The following is a 16,531-nucleotide window of genomic DNA, read 5'->3' as shown; positions in this document are numbered from 1 at the left end:
CGCTGAATGGGCATGTAAAGCGGAACACGGAACATCTCTGTGATTGCTGTTAATCAGGTCCGGTTCTGGAGTTCTACCCGCTACGCGAACAGCGGCTGAGCCGCTTGGCGCACCGGGTATAAAGGTAAACGTTTGCGTTTACTCGTTATGGGCGGCGATTATAGAACGTTTAACCATGAAAGCAAACGATTGCCGGAAGGAGAGGAGGGCCTGTTGATCACGCTCAAACGACGCCTGTTCGGCGCCGTTTATGCCTTGGCGTAGACGTCCCGTTCGCCGAGCCAGCGTTCGATGATGGCGCTGGCGTGATCGGGGTATTGGTCGTGAATGTGGCGCGCAATGCGCTGAACTTCGGGAATAAGGCGTTGATCGCGGACCAGATCGGCAATTTTGAAATCAGCCATGCCGGTCTGCTTGGTACCGAGCAGTTCACCCGGACCACGAATTTCTAGATCGCGCTGGGCAATCACAAAGCCGTCATTACTTTCGCGCAGTACGCCAAGGCGCTTTTGTGCGGTCTTGGAGAGCGGAGCGTGATAGAGCAGGACACAGTGACTGGCGACAGAGCCGCGCCCGACCCGGCCGCGTAACTGGTGCAGTTGTGCCAGGCCAAGCCGCTCCGGGTTTTCGATGATCATCAGGCTGGAGTTAGGCACATCCACCCCGACTTCAATCACTGTGGTCGCAACCAGCAGATGCAGCTGGTTATCTTTAAATGCCTGCATGACTGCCTGCTTCTCAGCCGGTTTCATCCGCCCGTGCACCAGGCCGATTTTGACGTCCGGCAGCTTGCGCTGCAGATCTTCGGCGGTATCCGCTGCAGCCTGGGCTTCCAGCACTTCCGACTCGTCAATCAGGGTACATACCCAGTAGGCCTGCTTGCCTTCGGTCAGGCAGGCATGGCGCACCCGTTCGATGATGTCATCACGCTTGGTATCGGGAATGGCGACGGTCTGAATCGGCGTGCGACCCGGCGGCAGTTCATCGATAACCGAGGTTTCCAGATCGGCGTAGGCGGTCATGGCCAGGGTGCGTGGGATCGGGGTCGCAGTCATGATCAGCTGATGCGGATAGCTGCCCTGACGGGCGCCTTTTTCCCGCAGCTCGAGGCGCTGGTGGACCCCGAAACGGTGCTGCTCATCGATGATCACCAGAGCCAGGTTATCGAACACCACATGTTCCTGAAACAGAGCGTGAGTACCCACTACCATTTTGACTTCACCGCTGGCAATGCGCTCCAGTTCGGCCTGTTTGGCTTTACCTTTCAGTTTGCCCGCCAGCCAGCCGACCTTGATGCCCATGCTTTCAAACCAGCTAGCAAAGTTGAGCGCGTGCTGCTCGGCCAGCAGCTCGGTCGGGGCCATCAGGGCGACCTGATAGCCGTGCTCAATCGCCCGCACCGCAGCCAGAGCCGCAACCAGGGTTTTGCCTGAGCCGACATCGCCCTGTACCAGGCGCATCATCGGGTGGGGTTTGGCCAGATCGGCTTCGATTTCGCCCACCACCCGGGCCTGGGCGTTGGTCGGGGAGAAGGGTAACTGGGCGAGCAGTTGCTGTTTGAGTGTATCAGCGGCTGGCAGCGGCAGAGCGATATCCTGCTGGCCTTTACTGCGCACCGCCAGCATCGACAGGTTCTGTGCCAGCAGCTCTTCCATCACCAGGCGGATCTGAGCCGGATGGCGGCCTTCATCAAACAGGCTGAGATCAATATCGGCCGGCGGACGGTGAATGGTATGCAGCGCTTCGGCTAATGTGGTTTGATGGTCATACAGTCCGGCAGGCAGTAATTCCTGTACGGCGGCTTTGTCGAGCAGGGCCAGAGCCTGGTCGGTCAGATTACGTAACGTAAGCTGGCGCAGGCCGTCTGTCGCCGGGTAAACCGGGGTCAGATTGGGCTCGCTGTCGGGGCTTTGTGCCGGGGCAAAGAATTTGTAATCGGGGTGGATAATTTCCAATCCGCCATTGCCACGTTTAATTTCCCCGTAAGCATGCACTAACTTACCTTCGGCGAAATTGTTTTTCATCCCGGCAGTGAAGTTGAAAAAACGCAGCGTCAGTGAGCCGTTGCCGTCGCTGATTTTGACCGTCAGCATTTTACGCCGTCCGAACAGCGTATCGACCGCCATCACTTTACCCTGCACCGCAGCCCACAAGCCGGGGTGCAGTTTGACGATCGGATAGACTCGGGTGCGGTCTTCATAGCGCAGCGGCAGATGGAACAGCAGATCCTGCACACTGCTCAGCCCGATTTTTTCCAGTTTTTCGGCCACTTTGGCGCCCACTCCGGAGAGCGAGTTTAACGGAATTGCGGAAAGAAGCTGCGACATAAATTCAACCAGATACCCATTGACGAGTTAACTATTCAACCATCGGACTGTCTATTTGTACAGGGGCAATTGGTGAACAGCGCGCAATTACGCACTCTGCATCGCCTTCCACCAGTCTTGGTCTGCAACGATTTGCCCCTCATCATCCAGTTGCGGGTAGGCCAGACCTTTACGTTTGGCAACTTTAGCCAGCACCGGATGACCACGTTCGAACAGGATGCGCTGAATCGTCTCATCCGGCAGCGGGCTTTCATCGCGCTGATACATGCCGGCGTCCTGACGCTGGCGCTGTGCCTCATACAGGATCAGGGCTCCGGCCACTGAGACATTGAGTGACTGCACCATGCCGACCATAGGGATGACGATATCCTGATCCGCTAACGCCAGGGCCTGTTTGGAAATACCGACTTTTTCACTGCCCAGGATGATAGCGGTCGGCTTGGTGTAATCGATAGTGCGAAAATCGACCGCGTCATCCGACAGATTGGTAACCAGCACCTGCATACCTTGTGCTTTAAGATGTTGAATCGCTTCCAGGGTGGTGTCGTGGGGTTCCACTTCGACCCAGTTGCGTGCACCTGCCGAGGTGTGGCCGAGGGTGCGCATCTGCTCATTGGGCCACACCGCATGAATTTTATGCAGGCCGACCGCGTCTGCGGTGCGGATCACGGCGGAGACATTGTTCGGTTTGTGGACTTCTTCCAGGCAGACCGTCAAATCGGTCTGGCGTGCTTTCAGCACTTGCTGAATGCGGGAGTAACGCTCTGAGTTCATGTTCGGATTCTTAAGTTAATAGTATGGCCGTTTCCTCCGGGCGGGCCATATGAATAAAAATGCCCCTGATAGGTTGGCCTATCAAGGGCATGATTTCCCTTGCTGCAAGCTCCGCAAGCAGATGCGCGGGCATTGTCAATCAGCGGGATCTAGTGTTTTCTGCGGCGCACCTTGAGGGTGTACGGCATAGTGCGGATCTTACGCATGATGCCGGCCAGATGAACACGGTCTTTGGTGGTCAGCAACACAGTCACTGTGTAGAGACGGCCATCGCGTTCTTCGGTCGACAGACCATGAATGTTTGAGCCGGTCTTCGAGATCACATTGGTCAGTTCGGCCAGAGCGCCCTGACGGTTCTGCATGTCGACTTTCAGTTCGGCAATGAACTCCTGATCGTAGTCACGGGTCCATTCCACCGCCATGTACTTGTCCGGCTCACGTTGGTAACCACGTACGTTCGGACAGGTTTCACGGTGTACAACCAGACCACGCCCCGGTGACACATGGGCAATGATTGAATCATCCGGGATCGGATGACAACAGTTGGCAAAGGTCAGCAGAATGCCTTCCGCACCGCGGATTGGCAGTTTCTTCTTCGGCTTACCGTCATTGCTGCTGGTCGCGGTCAGAGCTTCTGCATCGCCCAGCAGACGACGCGCGATGACGATGCTCATCAGCTCACCCAGACCAATCGCTGCCAGCAGATCGTTCTCACTGGCGATCTTGAGATCGCTCAGGACCTGATTGAGGCTTTCCTGGCCGATGTCGCTCAGTGACGGGCCACCCAGCGCATGGTTGAGCAGACGACGACCGAGTGAAATCGATTCTTCACGGCGCATGGTTTTCAGTACCTGACGAATCTTGGTACGTGCGCGTGAGGTGACGACATAGTTGAGCCAGGCTGCATTCGGGCGCGCGCCCGGCGCACTGATGATCTCTACCGTCTGGCCGTTTCTTGAGTGGTTTACTCAGCGGGTAAGGCGTGCGATCAACACGGGCACCGACACAGGTGTTACCCACATCGGTATGCACTGCGTAGGCAAAATCGACTGCGGTCGCGCCGACCGGCAGTTCGACAATCCGGCCTTTTGGTGTGAAGACGTAAATCTCGTCCGGGAACAGATCCGATTTAACGTTTTCAATGAATTCAAAGGAGTTGCCGGCACTTTGCTGCAGCTCAAGCAGGCTTTGCATCCAGCGCTGCGCTTTAATTTGTGCCGTGGTCCCGCCACGTTCGCCATTGGCTTTGTAAGACCAGTGGGCCGCAACACCTTTATCCGCCATCTGGTCCATGTCTTCAGTACGGATCTGTACCTCGACCGGCACGCCGTGCGGGCCGACCATGGACGTGTGGATAGACTGATAGCCGTTGGCTTTGGGGACTGCGATGTAATCTTTCATTCGCCCCGGACGTGGCTTGTACAGGCCGTGTACCTGACCGAGGACGCGATAACAGGTATCGGCGGTATCGACAATCACGCGGAAGGCGTAAATATCCATGATGGTGTGAAAACGCTGTTCTTTGGTTTTCATCTTGTTGTAGATGGAGAACAGGTTTTTCTCGCGCCCGAGCACGCGTGCCGGCAGACCGACTTCCTGCAGACGATCTTCGATTTCGTTGTGGATGCGCTGAATCATCTCTTTACGGTTACCGCGCGCCGCTTTAACCACCTCTTTTAACACGCGATAGCGGTTAGGATATAAGGCTTCAAAGCCGAGCTCTTCAAGCTCACTCTTGATGTTGTGGATACCAAGACGGTGGGCGAGCGGGGCGTAAATTTCCAGCGTTTCGCGCGCGATACGGCGTTTCTTATCCGGACGCAGGGCACCTAAGGTGCGCATGTTGTGGGTGCGGTCAGAAAGCTTGATCAGAATAACGCGGATGTCCTGCACCATGGCGAGAACCATTTTGCGGAAGTTTTCGGCCTGGGCCTCTTTGCGATCGCGGAATTTGAGTTTATCCAGTTTGGATACGCCATCGACCAGTTCTGCGACTGCCTGACCAAACTGCTGTTCCAAATCTTCTTTGGTGACATCACAGTCTTCGATTACATCATGCAGGAGAGCGGCTTGCAGGGTTTCCAGATCCAGGCGCATTTCGGCCAGGATGCGGGCAACGGCAACGGGGTGGATAATGTAAGGTTCACCGCTGGAGCGGGTTTGCCCTTCATGGGCATCTCTTGCCACCACATAAGATTGGCGCAGAGCCTCAATTTGAGGCTCTGTGAGATATTCCTGGGCAACATCTTTGAGGCTATCGAATAGATACAAATTTCAGGCCCGAGTGTTGATTAATTCCTGAGGCAGAATTAACGGTTGTGCACGATGCTGCTTACCGCTGCCAATTCTGCCGCTTCTTGCTCTTGCTGCTCTTGGCGTTCACGCGCGTCTAGCACATCTTTAGTGATAAGACCTTCTTCGATTTCGCGCAGAGCGATAACCGTTGGCTTATCGTTCTCTTCCGGCACCAGAGAGTCTTTACCGCCAGTTTGCATTTGACGAGCGCGGCGAGCCGCAATCAGAACCAAGTCGAAACGGTTACCAACTTTTTCAACAGCGTCTTGAACAGTTACGCGTGCCATGAGAACTCCAAATAGTTAACTAAAATGTTGAATGACGAGAAAGTATACAGCCTAACGCGGTGAGATACTAGCGACAGGCTGGCAAATTCATTAATCCTTATCTGCGGTGCAACCACCGCAGAGTAAGGCGGGGCGGGCTTACTCCGCCAGAAGCTCAGACAGCATAGTGCTATATTTAGCAGCTTGCTTATCCTGCTTCAATCTTTCTGCACGGATGATGGCTTTAAAGTCGATCAGCGCGACGTCGAAATCATCGTTGATGATCACGTAGTCGTACTCGCCGTAGTGGGAGATTTCCGACTGTGCTTCGCTCATGCGCTTGGCAATCACCGCTTCGCTGTCCTGGCCACGAGCGTTGAGACGACGCTCCAGCTCTTCTTTGGACGGCGGCAGAATAAAGATACTTTTGCTGTGGGGCATCTGGGTACGGATCTGACGAGCACCCTGCCAGTCGATGTCAAGGAACACATCGATGCCTTTATTCAGGGTTTCTTCAATCCATACCCGTGAGGTACCGTAATAGTTACCGAATACTTCGGCGTACTCAAGAAATTCGCCTTTGCCGATCAGCTCTTCAAAGTGTTCTTTCTGGACGAAATGGTAATGGACGCCATCTTGTTCACCCGGGCGCATGCCACGCGTGGTGTGCGAGACCGAGACTTTCATCGCATAGGTCGGGTTACGTTCCAACAATGCTGAGATCAAGCTCGATTTTCCTGCGCCGCTCGGTGCAGAGACAATATATAGAGTACCTTTGCCCATTAGTTCGGTTCCACTTTGGTTGGGATCGTGTGCTCAACCTGGCGGTTGGGCAGCCTGAAAGCAGTTCTGACCGTGTTCGCCTGATTCAGAGAGGGCATTTAGGTCAGAAAAATGGAGGCGAAGATTAGCACGATCTTCAGGATCTTCTCAAGCAAAAGGTCATCCGCCTTGATCCAAACTGCGCCGATCGCCGGAGTACAGATCGTTCCCCCGGTCAGGTATCTTTATCACCAGCCAGCCGCTTGCAGGTCAAACGGATTATTACAGGACAAACGGGTTGTTGCAGGCTAAATAGATTGCGGTATAATCGCCGCCCCGTCGCGATTGGCTGAATTTTCGCCGTGCGACCGAATAATTTGCCGGGAAACTGCGGTTTCCATTTGGGTTCCCTCGCCCCCAAACCAAACCAAAAAGGTACAATATGAGTCCGTTTTCGTCTGCGCAACAGCGCAAAGCCCTGACCGTTTCTGGTCCTGTTCCATTTAATCATCATTGCGTCCAGTAATTATCTGGTCCAGATCCCGTTCACCCTGTTTGGTTTTCATACCACCTGGGGCGCGTTCACGTTTCCGTTTATTTTTCTCGCTACCGACCTGACCGTGCGGATTTATGGTCCGGCGCTGGCAAGGCGTATCATCTTTCTGGTCATGGTGCCGTCGCTGGTGGTTTCCTACCTGTTGTCGGTGATTTTTTATCAGGGTCAGTTTCAGGGCCTGGCGCCGCTGGGCGAATTTAACCTGTTTGTGGCCCGGATTGCGATTGCCAGCTTTATGGCCTACCTGCTCGGCCAGATGCTGGATGTGCAGGTGTTTAACCGCCTGCGTCAGATGAAGCAGTGGTGGGTCGCGCCGACGGCCTCTACCTTGTTTGGTAACGCGCTGGATACGCTGGCGTTTTTCGCGATTGCGTTTTATCACAGTCCGGATCCGTTTATGGCTGAACACTGGAGTGAAATTGCCCTGGTTGATTACAGCTTTAAGCTCATCATCAGCCTGGGCCTGTTTGTGCCGATGTACGGTGTACTGCTCAACTACCTGGTCGCGAAGCTGACCACGTTGCAGCAGCCGCAAACCTCGGCTCTGCAGCAGTGCCCGTAATCGAAGCGGTTGCCAGACAAACTGGTAGCAAATAAAGCGGCGCGTCAATAAAACGAGTCAAATGAAAAAGCCCGGGTCAGTTCAGACCCGGGCTTTTTGTTTACAGCAATTATTTGGCTTTGCTGAGCCCAGCTTAGTGCGAGTGTGCCTCGCCAGCACCTTTAGGGAAGCGGATAGATTCCACCATGTCCTGTACTTCGGTCGGTACTTCAGCGGTGAATTTATTCACTACAATAGAGACCACAAAGTTCAGACACATACCCAGAGTACCGATACCTTCAGGGCTGATACCGAAGAACCAGTTGTCCGGAGTGCTGGCTGCCGGGTTGATGAACTTGAAGTAGATGATGTACGCCGCGGTAAAGGCAATACCCGCTACCATGCCCGCAATTGCCCCCTCTTTGTTCATCCGCTTGTAGAAGATGCCGAGGATAATGGCCGGGAAGAAGGAAGCCGCTGCCAGACCGAAGGCGAAGGCCACCACCTGAGCCACGAAGCCCGGAGGGTTGATACCGAGATAACCGGCGGCAACAATCGCCACGACCGCCGCGCCACGCGCTGCCAGCAGTTCCTGCTTGTCGGTCATATTCGGTTTAAAGCCTTTTTTCAGCAAGTCATGCGAAATGGAGGTTGAGATCACCAGCAGCAGGCCCGCTGCGGTTGATAGTGCTGCTGCCAGGCCGCCGGCGGCCAGCAGACCCACAACCCAGTTTGGCAGTTTAGCCAGCTCAGGTGAGGCCAGTACGATGATGTCGCGGTTGATGTTCATCTCGTTGCGTTCATCGCCAGAGTAGAACATTTTGCCATCGCCGTTCTTATCTTCCCAGCTGACCAGGCCAGTGCTTTCCCAGTTCTTATACCAGCTTGGAGCTTGCGCCGCAGGGACACCCTGCATATCCGGACCGTTAATGGTGTCGATCATGTTGACGCGGGCAAACGCAGCGACCGCAGGTGCTGTGGTGTACAGCAGTGAGATAAACAGCAGTGCCCAACCGGCAGAGATACGTGCGTCACGTACTTTTGGTACGGTAAAGAAGCGGATGATAACGTGTGGCAGACCCGCAGTACCGACCATCAGTGCAGCACAGATAAAGAACACGTCGACCATGCTCTTATTGCCTTCGGTATACGCGGTAAAGCCGAGTTCCTGCGTCAGACCGTCCAGTTTATCAAGCAGATAAACGTCAGAGCCGACGGAGGTTGAACCCATACCGATTTGTGGCAGCGGGTTACCTGTCATCATGATAGAGGTAAAGATAGCCGGAACCAGGAAGGCGAAAATGAGTACACAGAACTGTGCCACCTGGGTGTAAGTGATGCCTTTCATGCCGCCAAGTACAGCGTAAAAGAACACGATGGCCATACCAATCACGATACCGATGTTGATGTCGACTTCCAAAAAGCGCGAGAACACTACGCCTACACCACGCATCTGACCCGCCACGTAAGTGAATGAGACGAAGATGGCACAGAACACCGCAACCATACGCGCTGTTTTGGAGTAGTAACGTTCGCCGATGAAATCCGGAACCGTGAACTGACCGAATTTACGCAGGTAAGGTGCCAGACATAGTGCCAGCAGCACGTAACCACCGGTCCAGCCCATCAGATAAACGGCACCATCGTAACCAATGAAAGAGATGATACCCGCCATAGAAATAAACGATGCTGCCGACATCCAGTCCGCCGCGGTCGCCATGCCGTTCGCTACCGGGTGGACACCGCCGCCCGCCACATAAAACTCACTGGTTGATCCGGCACGGGCCCAAATCGCGATACCGATATACAGGGCGAATGACAGGCCAACCAATAAAAACGTCCAAGTTTGAATATCCATGTGCGAAACCTCTTAGTCTTCCTGTACGTTATACTTCTTGTCTAACGCGTTCATGCGTGCGACATAGATGAAAATCAGTGCGACAAAGGTGTAGATCGAACCTTGTTGAGCAAACCAGAATCCCAGTTTGAAGCCGCCAAGATGGATTGTGTTGAGTGCATCGACGAATAAAACGCCGGCACCGTAAGAAACAATGAACCAGATCGCCAGCAGCGATCCCATTATTCTCAAGTTTTCCTTCCAGTAGGCTTGAGCGTGTTTCTGTGGACTCGAACGACATAGCCTTCTCCTTCCGTAGCTGTCTGAGTAGATGTAGTGTTAACGTAATGTTACTCTTTGTAATGTAGCAGCGAAAAGGCAAGGGATCTGTGCAACTTTAGTCGTGACTAAAAGCAGAGCTTGTGGTGTTAAATGAGTGGTTTAGCTCAGTAGCACTGGGATGGTGCATTGTTAACGTTGTGTTAAATTAGCCAAAGGTCTAACCCGGCAGAGAATACGGTTTGTGGTTAGACCAGTCTGTTTAAAATGCCGGGTGTCGCATCTTGCTCGCAGCCGATATGGCCGCGAGGTATTTGTTTACACAAACTTTTCGTCACAAGCGGCGGTTTTCGTGCACAATAGATAAGCCGTGACCGCGGTGCGTTGTTATGTTTCAGTAAGCAGAAGGAGTGAGAGTGGACGCAATTACCATCAACAGTTTTTTTTTGGTCGGTGCACTGCTGATCGCTCTTAGTGTGCTGCTGAGTCCGGTTTCATCCAAACTGGGCATTCCCATTCTGCTGGTGTTTCTCGCCGTGGGCATGCTGGCCGGTGAAGACGGTGTCGGTGGTATTCTGTTTGATAATTATCCGATCGCGTATCTGGTCAGTAACCTGGCCCTGGCGGTGATCCTGCTCGATGGCGGGATGCGCACCCGGGTGGCCAGTTTCCGGGTCGCTTTCTGGCCGTCGGTCTCCCTGGCGACCATCGGGGTGGCTATTACGACCGCACTGACCGGGCTGATGGCGACCTGGTTGTTTGACCTTGATTTACTGCAGGGCATTCTGGTCGGCGCGATTGTTGGTTCGACTGATGCGGCGGCGGTATTTTCTCTGCTCAAAGGGCGCAGCCTCAATGAACGGGTCGGCTCGACACTGGAAATTGAGTCCGGTACCAACGACCCGATGGCGGTTTTTCTGACCGTCACCATGATTGCGGTGCTGTCCAGCAGCGGCAGTGAGCTCAGTATCGGTTTCCTCGCGCTGAGCTTTATTCAGCAATTTGGTATCGGTGCGGCGCTGGGGTTGATTGGCGGCTGGTTACTGTGGAAGCTGATTAACCGTAATCAACTGCCGGAAGGCCTGTACTCGATTTTAACCGTCAGCGGCGGTCTGATCATTTTTGCGTTGTCCAATGCGCTCGGCGGCAGCGGTATTTTGTCGATTTATCTGGTCGGCCTGCTGATCGGTAACCGTCCGACCCGCAGTCGTCATTCGATTCTTAACGTGCTCGACGGCATGACCTGGCTGGCGCAAATCGGTATGTTTCCTGGTCCTTGGCCTGCTGGTCACGCCATCCAATCTGGTCACGATTGCCTTGCCGGGTCTGGCACTGGCGTTTGGCATGATTCTGTTTGCGCGGCCGATTTCGGTCTGGATTGGTTTACTGCCGTTTCGCAGTTTTACTGCCCGGGAAAAATGGTTTATCTCCTGGGTCGGCCTGCGTGGCGCGGTGCCTATCATTCTGGCGGTCTTCCCTATGATGGCGGGCCTGCCCGGAGCCCAGCTCTATTTTAATCTGGCATTCTTCGTGGTGATGGTCTCGCTGATAGTGCAGGGCGGCACGCTGACCAAAGCGATGGCACTGGCCAAAGTGGAGCTGCCACCCAAACCTGAGCCGATTTCACGTACCGGAGTTGAGGTGTTTCCGACCAGCGAATGGGAGCTGCTGGTTTATACCCTGAAAGAGGACAAATGGTGTATCGGCGAACCGCTGCGTAATTTGTTTATGCCGGAAGGGACGCGGATTGCCGCTGTATTTCGCGATAAACAGCTGTTCCACCCGTCCGGGAGTACCAAGCTGCAGGAAGGTGACACCTTGTGTGTTCTGGCGCAGGATAAAGATCTGGAAGCGCTCAGCCGTCTGTTCAGTGAAGCGCCGCACAAAGAATCTCTGGCGCGTTTCTTCGGTGATTTCTTCCTCGACATCGAGGCAAGACTGTCGGATGTCGCCATGCTGTACGGTCTGGATCTGGGTGAGGGGATTGAAGGCAAAACACTACGCGATCTGGTTGGTGAGCACCTTGGTGCCACCCCGGTACTTGGTGACCATTTTGAATGGCAGGGGTTGTACTGGGTCGTGGCCGATGTGGTGGACTGGAAAGTGACCAAAGTCGGCTTACGTCTGCCGCCGGATGATGAGCAAACTGAGCCGGGTGAGTAAGATTACTCGTTCAATTCGTTGAGCAAAATCACCGCCTGAGTGCGGTTTTTCACCCCGAGTTTACGGAAGATGGCCGTCATATGCGCTTTGATGGTCGCTTCCGAGACATTGAGTTCATAGGCGATCTGCTTATTGAGCAGGCCATCGGACAGCATGCCCAGTACCTTGTACTGCTGCGGTGTCAGAGTGGCAATCTTTTCTGCTAAATCATTGTAGCTGCTGCCGTCGGTCACCAGACCTTCCGGAAAATAGGGTTCACCGCCCAGTACCTGGTTAATGGCACTGATCAGCGTGCGCATATCACTCGATTTAGGAATAAAACCAAACGCACCGTGTGATTTAGCCTGCGAAACCACAGATGCGTCTTCACTGGCGGACACCACGACAATCGGCAGCTCCGGGTATTCCGCACGCAGATGGATAAGGCCGGACATACCATTGGCTCCGGGCATTTTCAGATCCAGCAGCAGCAAATCCGGTTCCGGCTCTTTTTCCAGCAGCGTCAGCAGCGCATCATGAGAATCCGCTTCCAGCAGGTTGGCCCCGCTGACCGCCATATGAACCGACTGGAACAGGGCATTACGAAATAACGGATGATCATCGGCGATGATGATGGTGTAGGTTGAGTCCATGAGTGTGCGCACTTTTAACAAACAAGTTGAATAAATTATTGTCTGCTTTGAAAATATGGACAATCTTCACACACTAAAAGTCTGAACTATATCCCTATTTTGGGTCAGACGAATGCAACAAAAAAGCGCCGGACGTCGAGTATTACGTCCGGCGCTGATTTACGCTAGTCCGTCAGATACCATCAGTTGCTGAGCGGCGCTTCAAAAACCGCGACTGACCAGGCCGGTACTGACAACTTGCCTGCGTTGATGCTGGCGCCAAAACCCAGCGAGGCGCTGCCCGCTTGTTGCTGGATACTGTGCAGCTGGTAGCCACTGGCCTCCACGCCGGCAAAATCAGTCACTGCATCCGGCGACGCATTCAGTACGACGATCAGGCCCTGACGTCCGGCATCGATATTGGCATCGTACAGCGAGGCACTGTTATCGATCTTCATCACGATAAGGCCGGGGATCTGTGTACTGCCGGTATTATGGAATGTCACCCGGCGCAGGATTTCACTGCCTTTACCCAGCGTCAGTAATCCCGAAGAAGCGCGTAATTGCGCCAGCTCGGTGAAGTACTGGTTCATGGTACTGATTTGTGCGTTGCCCGGTTTGGCCGCTGCTCCGGCACCGTTGATCACTTGCTGGATGACAGTCCAGTTGTCACCGTCTTTATCGGCGCGCGGCAGACCGACATCCCAGTTATTGTCTTGCATACTGAAATCAACCCGGTTGAACCAGTCACCGGAATCGTACGAGTCGCGTTGCATCGACTTGGAACGCAGCAGCTCACTGCCCATGTGGATAAACGGTACTCCCTGGCCAAGCATGGCTGAAGAGAGGCTGACAGCCTGCATTCTTACCCGGATGTCAGCAGACGCGGCATAGTCGATTTTGTATTGGTTGTTATCCCATAAGGTCTGGTTGTCGTGTTTGGAGACATAGTTCTGAATCTCCCATGCATCTTCGGCATAACCGGCGGCCTGACCGTTATAGTCCAGCTCGGCACCCGTGATCGTGTGATCCTGGCTGTCGGTAAAGGTGAATGCTTTCAGGTTACCTGCCATGCCAAGCCGGACCAAATCGGCAAGATGTAAGGCGGTGGCTAAATTATCGCTCGCGGCCAGTTCATTTGGCTGTACGTAGATACCGTTACCAAAGCCCTGATTGGCGCGCAGCGCTTGCTGGCTGTCGAACGGACCACCACCACGCACGGCGTCACGCAGGCGATCCGAAAATGAGCCGATACCTGTGCCGCCCAGATGAGCCTGACTGGCCTGGACAAACATGCGGTCATCGGCCACTTCACCAAAGTTCCAGCCTTCACCATAGAAGTAGACATCCGGATTAATCGTCTGGGCGGCTTGCAGCGTATGCTGGATTTGCGCCAGAGGATGGTGGCCCATCAAATCCCAGCGGAAAGCGTCAATTTTGTAGTCGCGCACCCAGGTACTGATCGAGTCATCAATCAGTTTGGCAAACATGCGGTTTTCCGGCGCGGTGTTGGAGCAGCAGGTCGAGTTTTCCACCTGGCCTGAGAACTCATTCAGACGCTGATAATACCAGGGTACGATCCGGTCGAGCACCGATTTGGAGGACACGCCCGCTTCATTGGTATGGTTATAAACCACATCCATCACCACATTCAGGCCGATGTCCTGTTTGATCGCCATGATCATCGAGCGGAATTCGCGGATGCGGGTCAGTCCGTCAGGATCGCTGGAATATGAGCCTTCCGGTACGGTGTAGTGGTATGGGTCGTAGCCCCAGTTAAAACTGTCAACATCACGCACCAGGGCATTCAGGCGCTGCACGGCCTGAGTCTGTTGATCATCGCTTTGCAAAGCGCTGAACACCTCGGCCAGAGTGTCATTCCCGGCGCAGTAAGCGCCAAACTCGCTGTCGGCGCTGACACTTGACTGCAGTTGGCACAGCTTACTGAATGGCTGGTCGATATCGGCCACTTGATCCGGGTTTTCATTGATGGTCGCAATATCAAAGACCGGCAGCAGATGCAGATGGGTGACGCCTGAGTCCGCCAGTGCTTTTAGGTGGCTCACGGATGCAGAATCACTCTGACTGAACGCGCTGAACTTGCCGCGATATTGGGCGGGCATGCTGGTATCTGAAGCGGAAAAGTCACGTACGTGCGCTTCATACAACACAAATTGGGCCGGATTACTTTGTGCGTGAGGTGCAGTGAGCGTTGTCCAGCCGCTGGGAGTGACATCGGCACTGTCTAAGTTAACCACCTGGCTGTATTGCGAGTTGAGCGCCAGGCTGTGTGAGTACGGATCGGTCACCTCGTACTCTTCGACTTGATCGGTCACCGGATGGTAGACCTTGACCCGGTACCGATAGAAATCACCATGGCTCAGACTGGTATCGTTAATAAACCAGCTGCCTGAGCCCTGATCCCAGTTCATCGCCAGCGTCGCCTGCAGCTGTTTATCGTCATCATAGGCCATCAGCTCTACCGATTGGGCGGTTGGGGCCCAGAGGCGGAAGCTGGTGGTATTGCCGTTGACGACAGCACCGTACTCAAGCTGACTGGCTGCATCGGCATAGAGTGCATCCAGGGCACTGGCCGGCTGCACTTCGGTTGCGGCTATCACACCGCTGCTGTCGCTGGCCACCAGCCATAGCTGCCCCTTAAGCAGGGTTTTCAGATCGAGCGAGGCATCAGCAAAGTCAAAGCGAAAGGCGTGAAACTCTCCGGCCAGGTGGGGTTTGCGGCTCTGCCAGCCGTCACTGGCTGCCTGAGCAGAGCTGACCACGGCATCAAAACCACTCACCGTTTTACTGTTGCCGTCAAAGCTCATACTGGCGTCTGCTGAGTAATACAAGGCCACAGAGGTTGCCTCAGCTGACGCTATCAGCAAGGTATTTGCGTCGGCAAAAATGGCACTGGCGCCGCTTAATTCGACCTGGGTCTGCGGTAACCGGGCGAGAGGCTGATAATAAACTTTGTCGGTGCCCTTAAACACAAATCCGATCGGACCTATCGCACCCTGCTGAGCGAAATCGAAACTCAGGTTGGCCGTCTGGTAATCGCCGTTGCTATGACTGTTGGGGATGATATTGATGCAGTTGTTGTCGCTGTTAGTCGGCAAATCCCAATAGGCTCCATAGGTCGGGCTGAAGCCGGTGGGGGTTAAACCCGGCCAGGTCGTATTACTGTCAGCATAGCTGGTACATTCGCCTTCATTCCAGACATGCAGGGTAAAGTTGGAGCTGTCGCCGTCTTCACTGTGCAGATAAATGCGGGTGGTATCGGCGGGCAGGTCAGCCAGCGGGATTAACTCCGGATAGACAGCTGCGACACCTTGCTGGGTATAAACCTGGTTGTCTGCGCCGAGTTGGGTCAGATCGATTTTGGCATCATATTCGCCAAGGACTTTATTGCCGTCCACGCGAGGAATGAAGTTGACACACTGGGTTGCATCCTGATTGACAGTGAGCTGCCAGTACGCACCGAATTCACCGTCGATACCATCAGGGGCTAAACCCTGATTCCAGTCAGATGCGCTGCTGGTATCGCCGGCAAAGGCATTACAGTTGTCATCGTTCCAGACATACAGACTGGCGTTCTGGTAGGCATTGCTGTCAGAGCTGAAAGTCGTCACTGCATCGCTGGCTTTGTAATACACGGTGACCGTTTGGGGACTGCTCTCCGCTTGTGGGTCAGATGAAGAATTACAGCCGGCCAGAACCCCGGCGGCGATAACCGGCAGCATCGCCTGCCAGATTAACGAATGAGGCAGAGTAGGTTTGTTCACGTGGTTGACTCCTGATTATTATGATTTATCCGGTGCATCCCGGGATTTATTCAGTCGTCATGCTAGAAGCTGTCGGGGTCTACAAAGTGTGAGTCAGTTTGGCAAAGATAATTTGGTGCCAGAAAAAATCTTAACCTGGAGCAAAAATCACGAAGTGTGGGATGAGTTGTAGTGAGTTCTGGCACATATTGAAGGTTGAGAGGCAGGGATGAGTACCGGAGAGTGAGCTATCCAGCGCACACTATGCGCGGGTTGAGTATCGTAAGAGCGGGCAGTCTGGTGGTATTAGCGGCGCAAGCGGCAACGGACACCAGATATTTCAGCCGCTTAGTTTG

The 16,531-nt window shown here is 54.2% G+C and carries 8 protein-coding genes and 3 pseudogenes; 2 read left to right on the top strand and 9 right to left on the bottom strand.

The annotated features are described in order from the left end of the window. Positions 1-248: 248 nt before the first annotated feature. The 5 genes and pseudogenes from recG to gmk all read right to left on the bottom strand — a co-directional run bounded on the left by recG (position 249) and on the right by gmk (position 6,445). Positions 249-2,327, bottom strand: a complete 2,079-nt coding sequence (gene recG, locus ABDK09_22525) for an ATP-dependent DNA helicase RecG (GenBank protein XAW89423.1) — start codon at positions 2,325-2,327, stop codon at positions 249-251. Positions 2,328-2,414: 87 nt separating this feature from the next. Beyond that, positions 2,415-3,101 (bottom strand): tRNA (guanosine(18)-2'-O)-methyltransferase TrmH, encoded by a 687-nt coding sequence (gene trmH / locus ABDK09_22520; GenBank protein XAW89422.1) that lies wholly within the window; start codon positions 3,099-3,101, stop codon positions 2,415-2,417. A 149-nt stretch (positions 3,102-3,250) separates the two neighbouring features. Next, a pseudogene (spoT, locus tag ABDK09_22515) lies at positions 3,251-5,372 on the bottom strand (bifunctional GTP diphosphokinase/guanosine-3',5'-bis pyrophosphate 3'-pyrophosphohydrolase). Positions 5,373-5,410: 38 nt separating this feature from the next. Continuing rightward, complete coding sequence (gene rpoZ / locus ABDK09_22510) at positions 5,411-5,683, bottom strand: DNA-directed RNA polymerase subunit omega (protein XAW89421.1); 273 nt, start codon at positions 5,681-5,683, stop codon at positions 5,411-5,413. Positions 5,684-5,821: 138 nt separating this feature from the next. Next, on the bottom strand, positions 5,822-6,445 hold the full coding sequence (gmk, locus tag ABDK09_22505) for a guanylate kinase (GenBank protein ID XAW89420.1): 624 nt from the start codon (positions 6,443-6,445) through the stop codon (positions 5,822-5,824). Between the two features lie 421 nt (positions 6,446-6,866). Between gmk and ABDK09_22500 the strand changes: the two are divergent. Beyond that, positions 6,867-7,542, top strand: a pseudogene (locus tag ABDK09_22500) (7-cyano-7-deazaguanine/7-aminomethyl-7-deazaguanine transporter). 133 nt (positions 7,543-7,675) lie between these two features. Here ABDK09_22500 and ABDK09_22495 read toward each other — a convergent pair. After that, entirely contained in the window at positions 7,676-9,379 is a 1,704-nt protein-coding gene (locus ABDK09_22495) for a sodium:solute symporter family protein (protein XAW89419.1), read from the bottom strand. Positions 9,380-9,391: 12 nt separating this feature from the next. Then, complete coding sequence (locus ABDK09_22490) at positions 9,392-9,601, bottom strand: DUF4212 domain-containing protein (protein XAW89418.1); 210 nt, start codon at positions 9,599-9,601, stop codon at positions 9,392-9,394. A 452-nt stretch (positions 9,602-10,053) separates the two neighbouring features. Between ABDK09_22490 and ABDK09_22485 the strand changes: the two are divergent. Then, positions 10,054-11,800, top strand: a pseudogene (locus ABDK09_22485) (potassium/proton antiporter). A gap of 2 nt (positions 11,801-11,802) precedes the next feature. Here ABDK09_22485 and ABDK09_22480 read toward each other — a convergent pair. Then, positions 11,803-12,432: a response regulator transcription factor gene (locus ABDK09_22480; GenBank protein XAW89417.1), complete on the bottom strand. Its 630-nt coding sequence runs from the start codon at positions 12,430-12,432 to the stop codon at positions 11,803-11,805. 182 nt (positions 12,433-12,614) lie between these two features. After that, positions 12,615-16,196, bottom strand: coding sequence for a pullulanase-type alpha-1,6-glucosidase (gene pulA / locus ABDK09_22475; protein XAW89416.1), 3,582 nt, complete (start codon positions 16,194-16,196; stop codon positions 12,615-12,617). Positions 16,197-16,531 lie beyond the last annotated feature (335 nt).

Origin of the sequence: Vibrio sp. CDRSL-10 TSBA (assembly GCA_039696685.1) — a bacterium.
Lineage (GTDB): Bacteria > Pseudomonadota > Gammaproteobacteria > Enterobacterales > Vibrionaceae > Vibrio.
The sequence above is the reverse complement of the archived record's forward strand: the minus strand, read 5'-3'. Positions and strand labels throughout refer to the sequence as shown.